Here is a 10,794-nt window from a genome sequence, read left to right as displayed (position 1 = left end):
GTGGGAGCGGGTGGGGTCGTCGTCTCGACCGTCGAGGCAACGGTGGTGGCGAGTTCTTCGGTCGGCGGGACGCTGGTGTCGGACGTGGTGGTCGGCACGGCGGTGGTGAGCGGGACGGCGTCGTTCGTCGCTCTGCTCGTGGTCGACGGCGCGACCGTCGTCGACGACGTGGTGATCGCCGCCGGCACCTCTGCGTCCGACGTGTCGACGAACGCCTCGTCGCGTACGGCGTCGCCGTCGCCGCGATCGATCAGTGCCACGCCGGTGCCGGCCGCCAGCAGGAGGAGGCAGGCGGCTGCCGTCGGCGCGACCCAGGCCGCGACGCGCCGTGCGGTCCGCACGATCCGGGGGAACCCGTCGGTGGCGGTGAACGCATACGGCGTGGACGGAGCGGGCGTCGATGCCGTGGCCCCGGCCAGGATCCGGTCGCGCAGCGCACCGGGAGCCGCATAGACCGGGGCGGACGCGAACAGTGCGAGAGGGGCGACCCTGCTGCGACGGGTGTCGCACACCTCGCACGCCTCGACGTGGCGCGCCACGCGTTTGCGCACGAGCACGGTGAACTCGCCGTCCCACTTCGCGAGCAACCGGTCGAGGTCGTCGCAGTCCTGACGCCCGGCCTTGGCCACGACGTATGCCGTGAGGCTCCGTTCGACGCGTTCGCGCATGCGGTGCACCAGCGTGTAGCTCTGGTTGGCGTTGACGCCGAGGGCGTCGGCCAGGTCCTGCCCGCCGAGGCCCTGACGAACCGACAACTCCAGCACCAGTTGGTCACGCTCGTCGAGGCCGCGCGCTGCGTTGCGGACGAGTTCGGCGAGATCCTCGCCGGCGACGGATTCCGTCACGTCGACGCCGGGGTCGAGGTGGCGTTCGTCAGCCATGTCGTACCCGTCGTCGGATCCCGAGAAGTCGGTGGCGATCGTGCGGCGGCGCTTCTTGGTGCGTCGGTACACCTCGTTGCGCAGGATCGCGAACAGCCACGGTTTCAGGCGGTCGGGGTCGCGCAACTGGCCCAAACGTTCGGCGGCGATCAGGATGACGTCGTGGAGGACGTCGGCGGCCTCGCTGCGGTCGTTGAGCATTGCTGCAGCGGTGTCGTGCAGCGCATCGGAGTAGCGGTCGTAGATCCCGGCGAGCGCGCTGGGGTCCCCGGCCAGGTGGCCGGCGACCAGTGCTGCGTCGCTCGAATGCATCGTCATGGGACATGTGGGCCTCCTCCTCACCTGTCCAGAGCGGTGAGTGGAGGCGATCTCGCGGTTTTCGCGAAGATTTCGGGGGACCTCGCTGGTCGACGGTCGTCAGACCCAGCCGATCTTCATGGTAATTCCCAGAGGGGCGCCAGGGGCGACGACTTTGGGGCGGATGGTCGGAGCGTCGGGCGGACCGGTCTGGGGTTCGATGCACGTCGCACGGTCCGGCCGGTCGTACACGACCCAGTGATCGACCGGTGACGACACGGTGACGGTGGCGGCGGTCGCCCGCTCGTAGTGGAGGACGATCGGGTGGTGGTTGACGAAGCAGTCGTCCCACGGGCCGGCCGGTGGTGTGACGAGTCGCCCGGTGGGAATGCCGGCGGAGTCCTGTTCGTACATGGCGACGGGGTCGAAGTCCATCCGGTCCGGTTTCGCGAACCACGGGTGCCATCCGATCGACGCGGGGAACACCTCGTCCGTGGCGGCGACACGCATCCACAGCGCGACGTGGTCGGGTGCGAGCGTGATGACCTGATCGGCACGACCGGCGAGAGACCAGCCGAGCGAGTCGACCCCGAGCGGATCGACGAGTTCGCACGACATGGCGATGCGGTTCCCGTCGGCCGATGCCACCGTCCACTCACGGGCGAACGTCGTGCCGTGGATCGCATGGCGATCACGGTCCTGCGTGGGGAGCGTGCCGGGCGTGGCCGGAACCGGTGGACTCAGAGTGCCGCCTCCCGTGCCGTCCCCGTCCTGATGGTTGAGGTCGAGGGTGTGCGAGATCCCCAGGAAGTCGAAGCGACCGTTGCGGATGCGGCCGGCCCACGGGGCCATCGGGAACGATCCCCAATGTGTGGAGTGGGGATCGTGGTCGCTCGCCTCGGCGAGGAGGTCGACACCCGCGACCGAGATCTGGCGGATCCGGCCGCCGGCGGCGGGCACCACGACCATGCGTGCGTCGCCGGCGCTGAGTTCGACGTCGCCGGTCATCGCACTCACTGTACGGATTCGCCCGGACCGACGAAGGAGCGGGACGGAGCGGGACGGAGCAGGAGGTCGAAGTGCGACGGAGCCGGCGGAGGAGAGGTCGAAGTGCGACGATGGGGCCGTGCGAGCAGTGGTGCAGCGGGTGAAGCGGGCCGAGGTCCTCAGTCGGCCGGGACCCGACGACGACTACGTCTGCGTCGGTCGGATCGGCCCGGGCGCGTGCGTCCTGATCGGAGTGACGCACGACGACGGACAGGCGGAGGCCGATGCGATGTCCCGCAAGCTGGCCGGTCTTCGGATCTTCGGTGACGACGACGGAGTGATGAATCTGGGCGCTGCCGAGGTGGACGCCGAGTTCCTCGTGGTCAGTCAGTTCACGTTGTACGGGGACACGACCAAGGGACGACGACCGAGCTGGGTGGCGGCCGCTCGTCCGGAGCACGCCGAACCGCTCGTCGATCGAGTGGTCGACGGACTGCGGTCGACGGGACTGCGTGTCGAGACGGGACGGTTCCGCACCGACATGGAGGTCGACCTCGTCAACGACGGGCCGGTGACCCTGATCGTCGAGACCTGACGTCCGCTGCGAGCAGCCCGATCATCGCGAGCACCAGCGCCACGATGAACGGTCGGTCACCGACCGACACGTACCAGGTCGACCCGTCGCGCAGCGGCACGTCGCTGGTGATCACGGCCTGTTCGCGTTGGCGGGTGCGGTCGATCACGTCACCGTCGGGCGACACGAACGCGCTGAACCCGGTCGGCGAGGCCTGCGCGACCCAGCGGCCCGTCTCGATCGCACGCAGGCGACTCGACGCGACCTGTTGGGTCTGCACGATCGTGCCCGTGTAGCTCGCCCCGTTCGTCGGGTTGATCACCATCCCTGCCCCCAGCGCGACGCCCTCGCGGGCACGGCCCCCGAAGAACACCTCCCAGGAGATCACCGTCGCCAGCCGCTGGCCGTCGGGCAGGTCCAGCACGGCGGGGGTCGTTCCGGCGATCGCGCTGCCGACCTGGTCGACTGCCGAGGAGAAGCGTTCGATCACCGAGCGCAGGGGCACGTACTCGCCGAACGGGACGCGGCGCACCTTGTCGTACCGGCTGAAGATCTCGCCGTCGGGGGCGACCACGACGTGGGCATTCGTGTAGCGGCGCTCGCCGTCGACGCGCACGTCTTCGGTCAGCCCGACCGCGATCGGCACGCCGAGTCGATCGGCTTGGGCGACGATCATCGCGGCCTCCTGGGACACCTCGAAGTTCTCGACGTCGATGGTGTTCTCGGGCCAGAGGACGAGGTCGAGGTCGGGATCGGCGGCGATGGTCCGGGTGGCCTCGAGGTGCCGCTCGGTGACCACGATCGAGGGCACGTCGAGCGCCCGCGTGCCCTGCTCACCGCCACCCTGGACGACGGCGATCCGCAGCGTCTCGCCGGTGTCGGATCCCCGGGGTGCGAAGCCCGCCGCGGCGAGGGTCCCCACCGCGAGGCACAGCGCCGTGGTGACGGCGCGGCGTTCCGATGTGCTCCGGTACACCGGATCGTCGGCAGGGAGACCGTCGGCCGTCTCCCTCATGTGCCGAAGTGCTCCTCGCACTCCGGGAACGATGGCGAACCCCAGCTGGAACGTGAGCCACGTGAGCAGGGTCACACCGCCGACACGGACGACACCGACCAACGGGCCACCGACCTGGCTCATCCCGAGCGTCGCGAGTGGGACTCCGCCGAACGGGAACGAGAAGCGCAGCGCCTCCACCAGCGTGTGCGCGACCGGCCGGGCGAGCACCGACCAGCGGCCGTTGCGTCCGAGTGTCGTGCCGATCGCAGCGGCGAACGCGTGGAAGCCGGCGAAGATCGCGGCCGCCACGATGTAGCCGGGGCCGGTGAGTTGGACCATCCAGCCCATCCCGAGGAACATCCAACCCGCGCCGAAGAGCCATCCTCTCCGCGCTCGTGCGGGGCGGCTGGTCGTGTCGCGGAGCGTGAGATCGAACAGTGCGATGCCGAGAAGCGCGAGCGGCCAGAACCCCCACGGCGGCAGCGAGAGCGCCACGAGTGCACCCGAGCCGAGAGCGAGTGCCGGTCGGGCGACCCGACGCCGCAGCGGAATCGTCGCTCCCGCACCGGTACCCGCGGCATCGACGCGTACGGGACCGTTCCCGCCGGGGTCGTTCTCGACATCGTCGTTCGCGTCGGGCGGGATCACGGCGACAGTTCTACCGTCCGGTCGGCGGTCGCCATCGGGCCGCTCGGTCGACGTCGAACGGCGCGGTCAGGACAGAGGCGGCGAAACAGGCGTCCGCAGCTGGTCTCGGACGGTGAGCTCGAGGTGCACGACGATGCGTTGGCGCGTCGACCCGGGCGGATGGCAGGCGAACAGGGTGGCCGTGGCCGTGTCGGTCGGGTCGACGATCCAGAGCGCGTCGGGGTTCACGATCTCGGTGCCGGTGACCGTGTACTCGGACTCGCCGGCATCGGTCGTGAACACCACGGCGTCGCCTGCCACGAGTTGGTCGATGTCGCGGAAGGGGCCGCCGTGGCTGGTGCGGTGAGCGGCGACCACGACGTTGCCGACGTCTCCCGGCATCGCGGTACCGGGCCAGTGGCCGGGACCGTTGTCGAGAGTGGTGAGGCGGATGCCTTCGAGCAGCGGTTCGTCCACGCCCAGCTTGGGGATCGAGATGCCACCGAGTTGCACCTGTTCCTCGAACCCGCGCGGGTCGGCCGGCGGATCGATGGGCTGTGCGGGAAGCGAGACCTCGACGACGATCGGGGTGGTGGTGGTGGTCGGTGCGGGGACGGTGGTTGCCGCCGTCGTGGTGGTCGGTGCCACGGTGGTCGCCGTGGTGGCGATGGTGGCGACCTCGACCGTCACGCCCGCAGCCGTGAACTCGTCGGTGGGGACGGTGGTGGTCGTCGTGGTCGTGGCGATCTCGCCCGTCCTCACGGCGTCGTCGCCGGAACCGACGAGGAACGTGACGCCGCCGATGGCCGAGAGGGCGAACACGGCGGGGAGGCCGACGGCCAACATCCGCGACCGCGACCCTGAGACGTCGGCGGGCGCAGTCGGCCCACGATGCGGCTCGGTCGGGATCGGGACGTCCACCACGTTTCAGTGTGGCAGAGGAGCGAGGTGGTCGACCACGCGTTCCGCGATCGTTCGGCCGCTGCGAACGCACGCCGGGATGCCGATCCCGTCGTAGGCAGAGCCGGCGACGGCGATGCCGGATGGCAAGGTGGCTCGCAGCGCCTCGACCCAGCGACGATGATGCGGCCGATACTGGGCGAATGCACCGGGCCACCTGCTGACACGCACCTCGGTCGGGGAGAACCGCACGCCGAGGTGCAGATGAAGATCGTCGAGCGCCCGCTCGACGAGTTCCTCGTCGGAGAGGTGCAGGACGGGTGCTCCGTCGCGGCCGAGAGAGACCCGCAGGATCTGGCCGCCGCCGGGCGGTTGCCAGTGCGCCCACTTCTGACTGGCGAACGACACGGCCGTGACCGATCGCTGGACCGGTTTGGGAACGAGGTAGCCGCTGCGCCCTCCGAGGCGATCGGGCCACTCCGAGCCGTCGACGTGCAGCGAGAGGAGTGCCACGTCGGACGTCTCGGCCCGCGACAGGATCTCGACGGTGTCGGGCGCGACCGCTCCGAGCACGCCGAGCGCCGCGCCGGCGGGCGTCGCCACGATCACGGCGTCGAACCGCTCGCCGTCGACGGCCCACTCCGAGGCTCCCGGAGCCGACTCGATCACGACGGGCCGGCCCGTACGTACCTCGACGCCCTTCGAGCGTGCGGCCGCGACGGTCGAGGTGGTGAGACGCTGCATCCCGGCGGCGGGTGTGGCGAAGATCGGGGATGCGGCTGCGCTGGCCGTGCCCTTCGTCGCCGTCCGTCGTGCGGCCGCGAGCAGGCTGCGATCGGAGGTGAGCGCAGCCAACTGCGGCATCTCGGCGAGGCTGAACCGATCGGTGTCGGTCGCGTAGATGCTGCCGACGAGCGCGTCGACGAGACGCTCGTGCACCTCGTCACCGAACCTCGCCCTGACGAACTCGCCGATCGAGTCGGGCTCGGTCGAGGTGCGCGGCAGGAGTGGCTCGAGTGCGGCTCGGGCCTTGCCCCGCCACGAGAGGAGCGACGATCGGGCGAGCGACAGCGGGTTGCCGGGAACACCGAGTACGAGTCCGTCGGGGATGTCGTGCATGCCGTCGTACCAGACCGCGGCGCCGACGCGTTCGGGGTGGACGAGTTCGTCGACGACACCGACCTGTGCGGCGAGCGCGGTGGCGTCGGGGACGCGGGCGAGGAACGCATCCGGTCCGCAGTCGACGTGGTCGAGCCCGGCGAACGGAGTGGTCAGACTCCGACCGCCCACGTCGTGTTCGGCCTCGAAGAGGACCACGTGGTCGAGCGTTCCGTCGGCTCGTCGGAGACCGAGATGGTGCGCTGCCGCAGCGCCGGTGATCCCACCGCCGATCACGGCGACCCGACGTGCAGGTCGTGGTGGCGTCGACGCCGTGGCGTCGCGATCGTCCGGTGCGGTCATCGGGTGCCCAGGGTACGCAGCGGAGCCGGTGGTGCTGCAGGACGATGCCCCGACGGTGGACAGCCGTTCCGCACGAGCGACAGGTGGCGGTCCGCGGGTAGTTCTCCCCATTCCGTCCGTCGGGGTCGTCGCTCATCATGGGATCCATGACCGCCGTCCTCCAGATCCAGCCGAAGAACCCCGCCGACCACTCGAACTTCTCCCTCGCCGGACGCACGGCCGCCGCCGACCGTCGCCCGGTCCGTGCCCGCAGCCTCGCCATGGCGCTCGCCGTCGGCACGCTCGTCGGCATCCTGATCTCGCTGAGCGCCGCCAGCGAGGGCACCCCGAACATGACGGGCGCCGACATCAAGACCGAAGCCGTCGCCGGCTGATGCGCCCGCCCGCCGCTCCGATCGAGCAACCCGCCGCCGATTCGCGAGTTGCGTTCGGGGTGTCGATGGTGGTTTGATGAGACCTGTGAAGCGCATGTCCGAACTCCCCGCCCAGATCCTGGTCGTAGTACTCCAATAGCACGCGCCCACACATCTCTGTGCGTGCTCGACCTCCCGACCGGGGGGTCTTTTGCTTTTTCGGCGCACGTCCACCGCTGATTCGACCTCCACAACGACCACACTGATCATCGACCCCGGGGCGACCCCGGAGAGAACGAAGGCAACACCATGGCTGACACCGCGACCAGCAGCAGGGCTGACGCATCGACACATCCGGACGGCGAGCGCATCACCGGCGCCCAAGCGCTGATCCGCTCACTCGAGATGGAGGGCGTCGAGATCATGTTCGGCTACCCGGGTGGTTGCATCCTCCCGGCGTACGACCCGCTGCTCGACTCGTCGATCCGTCACGTCCTCGTGCGCCACGAGCAGGGTGCCGGCCACGCCGCCGAGGGCTATGCCCACGTGTCGGGCAAGCCCGGCGTCGCCATGGTGACCTCGGGCCCCGCCGCCACGAACCTCGTGACGCCGTTGATGGACGCCTACATGGACTCGATCCCGATGGTCGCGATCACCGGTCAGGTCCCCACCGCCGCCATCGGTTCCGATGCGTTCCAGGAGTGCGACACGGTGGGGATCACCCGCTCGTGCACGAAGCACAACGAGTTGGTCATGTCGGCCGACGAGATCCCGATGGCGGTGCGACAGGCGTTCCACATCGCCACCACCGGTCGACCCGGCCCGACGCTGATCGACGTCCCCAAGGACGCGCTCACCAACGAGATGGACTGGCACTGGCCCAGCGACGAGGACGTCCTCGCGTCGCTGCCCGGATATCGCCCGAACATCAAGGGTCATCCGAAGATGATCAAGCAGGCCGCCGCGATGATCCTGGAGTCCGAGCGACCGATCATCTATGCGGGCGGCGGCATCCTCAAGGCGCGCGCTGCCGAGGCGTTGCGCGAACTCGCCGAGCTCGTCGATGCCCACGTGGTCACGACCCTGATGGCCCGCGGCGCGTTCCCCGACGACCATCCGCTGTGCCTCGGGATGCCGGGCATGCACGGCAACGCGACCGCCATCACGTCGATGCAGCAGAGTGATCTGCTGGTCGCGCTCGGCAGCCGGTTCGACGACCGCATCACCGGCAAGGTCGACGGTTTCGCTCCCGAGGCCAAGATCATCCACGTCGACATCGACCCGGCCGAGCAGGGCAAGGTGCGTCGTCCCGACGTGCCGATCGTCGGCGACGCCAACTACGTGATCGTCGAGATCGTCCGCGAGATCAAGGAGTTGCTCGCGGCCGGGACGGTCCAGGCCGACACCTCGGCGTGGAAGAGCAGGATCTCGGGCTGGCGTGAACAGTTCCCGATGACCTACGTCATGTCGGAGCCGGGTGCGGCCCTCAAGCCGCAGTACTGCATCGAGCAGCTCAACGCGCACGCCCCCGAGGGCACGATCGTCACGTCCGGCGTCGGCCAGCACCAGATGTTCACGTCGCAGTACTGGAAGTTCAACGACCCGTACACGTGGGTCAACTCCGGTGGACTGGGCACGATGGGGTTCTCGATCCCCGCCGCGATCGGCGCGAAGGCCGCCATGCCGGACCGCACCGTGTGGGCGATCGACGGTGATGGCTGCTTCCAGATGACGGCGACCGAGATGATCACCGCCACGCTCGAGAAGCTGCCGATCAAGGTCGCGCTGCTCAACAACAGCTTCCTCGGCATGGTCCGTCAGTGGCAGGAGATGTTCTACGACGAGCGCTACTCGTCGGTCTTCCTGGACAGCGCCAAGGTGCCCGACTTCGTGATGATGGCGGAATCGATGGGCTGCGTCGGCATCCTCGTCGAGTCGCCCGAAGAGGTCGGCCCGGCCATCGAGAAGGCCAACTCGATCAACGACCGTCCGGTGGTCGTCGAGTTCCGCACCGACGCCACCGAGGGCGTGTTCCCGATGGTGCCCGCGGGCGCCAGCAACACCGACCTCATCCTGCACGCGAGCCAGCGTGACGAAGCCGATCGGCTGAAGCCGGCACCCGAGCCGGTGGACACCAAGCTGAAGGACGGTCACTGACATGCCCCGCACCCGTGAGTACGGCGTCAACACCTACCGCGAGACGATGAATCACCACATCCTCTCCGTTCTGGTCCAGAACCGGCCGGGCGTGCTGGCCCGAGTGGCCGGACTGTTTGCACGTCGCGGCTACAACATCGTCAGCTTGGCGGTCGCTCCGGCGGAGAACCCGGCACGCAGCCGGATCACGATCGTGGTTGACCTCGACTCCGCACCGCTGGAACAGATCACCAAGCAGTTGTTCAAGCTGATCGACGTGATCAAGATCAGCGAGCTCGACCCGAAGCGCAGCGTGGAACGGGAACTGATGATCGCCACCATCAAGGCCGGTGCCGATCAACGCAGCGAGTTCGCCAGCCTGGTCGACATCTTCGAGGGCAAGATCATCGCCGTCTCCGACGAGGTGATCACCGTCAGCCTCGAAGGGCACCCCGACAAGCTCGACGACTTCGAGGACCTCCTGAGCGCCTACGGCATCGTCGAACTCCAACGCACCGGGCGCGTCGCGCTCCCCAAGCTCGACCGCTCCGCCCGCCTCCGCGTCGCCACCTGAACCACCTCGTCCGGTCTGGTGCTGGTGGGACCGTTCACATCGTGAGCTTCCTCGTCGACGCGCGCCAGATGACAAAGTTTGCCAAGTCAGCTGGTGTCTTGGCCATGACCACGATGAACGTGTCGCTGCCCGACGAGCTGAAGACCTTCGTCGATGAGCGGGTCACTCATGACGGCTACGGGTCGACCAGCGAGTACGTCCGCGATCTGATCCGACGCGATCGCGAACGAGGCCACCTCCGCGACCTCGTCCTCGAAGGCGCGAACTCCGGCCCCGGTGTTGTTGCCGACGCCGCCTACTTCAAGGCACTGCGTCAGCGCATCTCGACGGAGGGCTGAACTCTTGGCGGCCAAGCCGGTCCAGTTCCGAGAACTCGCGTCGTTCGATCTCGAATCAGCCAGCGGCTACGAAGCCGCCGAAGCCGACGTCGCAACAGCCATCCGCCTCGTCGACTCTGTCGAAGCCACAGCGAGACGCATCGGTCGAAACCCTCGGCTCGGATCGCTCCGGTTCGCGTACGAACTCGCTGTTCCGGACCTCCGGGTCGTGGCAGCCGGCAGATTTCCGTACCTGTTGTTCTACTTGGAACGCAAAGCTTCGGTCGACGTCTGGCGACTCCTCCACACCAGCCGAGACATCCCAGCCAGCCTGCAAGATCCCGACGCCTGACCCAGGTGCGTCACGCACGATCTCGAGAGGTCACCCGAGCGCAGGCGTCTGAGCGTCCCCTACCGCCGAGGCCGCACACGACCATCATGGGCGACGGATGCACGATCTCGAGCTCCCACCCGGGCAATGCTGCCGTGCTCTCCATGGAGCGAAAGATCCGGATGCGCACACCGAGGCTTGCGAGTATCGATGTTGCACCGCACGGCATCGACCCCGGTTCACCAGTGTCTGAGCTTTGGTCCGACGAGTCCCGATCACCGATCGGCTTGCAGCCGCCGGCGTCCGAGCAAGAGTCTTCAGCTGGTGCTGTCGAGAATGAGGCGGATCGCTTCGTGTGG

General features: G+C 68.6%; 12 protein-coding genes. 7 read left to right on the top strand and 5 right to left on the bottom strand.

The annotated features are described in order from the left end of the window. A partial coding sequence (locus ABJK40_RS00060; protein WP_348510111.1) for a sigma-70 family RNA polymerase sigma factor occupies window positions 1-1,199 on the bottom strand: 1,199 nt, incomplete at its 3' end. A 99-nt stretch (window positions 1,200-1,298) separates the two neighbouring features. Next, complete coding sequence (locus ABJK40_RS00055) at window positions 1,299-2,186, bottom strand: aldose epimerase (protein ID WP_348481923.1); 888 nt, start codon at window positions 2,184-2,186, stop codon at window positions 1,299-1,301. Between the two features lie 118 nt (window positions 2,187-2,304). On the opposite strand from ABJK40_RS00055, the gene dtd reads away from it, so the two are divergent. Next, entirely contained in the window at window positions 2,305-2,760 is a 456-nt protein-coding gene (dtd, locus tag ABJK40_RS00050) for a D-aminoacyl-tRNA deacylase (RefSeq protein WP_348481925.1), read from the top strand. Here dtd and lnt read toward each other — a convergent pair. The 3 genes from lnt to hemG all read right to left on the bottom strand — a co-directional run bounded on the left by lnt (window position 2,723) and on the right by hemG (window position 6,724). Beyond that, window positions 2,723-4,384, bottom strand: coding sequence for an apolipoprotein N-acyltransferase (gene lnt, locus ABJK40_RS00045; RefSeq protein ID WP_348481927.1), 1,662 nt, complete (start codon window positions 4,382-4,384; stop codon window positions 2,723-2,725). The genes dtd and lnt overlap by 38 nt on opposite strands. A 66-nt stretch (window positions 4,385-4,450) precedes the next feature. Next, on the bottom strand, window positions 4,451-5,209 hold the full coding sequence (locus ABJK40_RS00040; RefSeq protein WP_348481929.1) for a class E sortase: 759 nt from the start codon (window positions 5,207-5,209) through the stop codon (window positions 4,451-4,453). 81 nt (window positions 5,210-5,290) lie between these two features. Then, window positions 5,291-6,724: a protoporphyrinogen oxidase gene (gene hemG, locus ABJK40_RS00035; RefSeq protein WP_348481931.1), complete on the bottom strand. Its 1,434-nt coding sequence runs from the start codon at window positions 6,722-6,724 to the stop codon at window positions 5,291-5,293. A gap of 146 nt (window positions 6,725-6,870) precedes the next feature. Here hemG and ABJK40_RS00030 point away from each other — a divergent pair, with 146 nt between their 5' ends. The 6 genes from ABJK40_RS00030 to ABJK40_RS00005 all read left to right on the top strand — a co-directional run. Then, window positions 6,871-7,098: a hypothetical protein gene (locus ABJK40_RS00030; protein ID WP_348481933.1), complete on the top strand. Its 228-nt coding sequence runs from the start codon at window positions 6,871-6,873 to the stop codon at window positions 7,096-7,098. 288 nt (window positions 7,099-7,386) lie between these two features. Further along, window positions 7,387-9,234, top strand: coding sequence for a biosynthetic-type acetolactate synthase large subunit (gene ilvB, locus ABJK40_RS00025; protein WP_348481935.1), 1,848 nt, complete (start codon window positions 7,387-7,389; stop codon window positions 9,232-9,234). 1 nt (window position 9,235) lies between these two features. Then, window positions 9,236-9,787 carry an acetolactate synthase small subunit gene (gene ilvN / locus ABJK40_RS00020; protein ID WP_348481937.1) on the top strand — a complete coding sequence of 184 codons (552 nt, stop codon included), beginning with the start codon at window positions 9,236-9,238 and terminating at the stop codon, window positions 9,785-9,787. 104 nt (window positions 9,788-9,891) lie between these two features. After that, complete coding sequence (locus tag ABJK40_RS00015) at window positions 9,892-10,125, top strand: type II toxin-antitoxin system ParD family antitoxin (protein WP_348481939.1); 234 nt, start codon at window positions 9,892-9,894, stop codon at window positions 10,123-10,125. Beyond that, a complete protein-coding gene (locus ABJK40_RS00010; protein WP_348510110.1) occupies window positions 10,064-10,456 on the top strand; it encodes a type II toxin-antitoxin system RelE/ParE family toxin in 393 nt (130 codons plus the stop codon). Before ABJK40_RS00015 ends, ABJK40_RS00010 begins: the two co-directional genes overlap by 62 nt. 143 nt (window positions 10,457-10,599) lie before the next feature. Further along, window positions 10,600-10,794: hypothetical protein (locus ABJK40_RS00005; RefSeq protein ID WP_348481943.1), on the top strand; the 195-nt coding region annotated here is incomplete at its 3' end.

Source organism: Ilumatobacter sp. (assembly GCF_039969435.1).
GTDB lineage: Bacteria > Actinomycetota > Acidimicrobiia > Acidimicrobiales > Ilumatobacteraceae > Ilumatobacter_A.
This window is presented reverse-complemented; position numbering and strand designations above follow the sequence as displayed.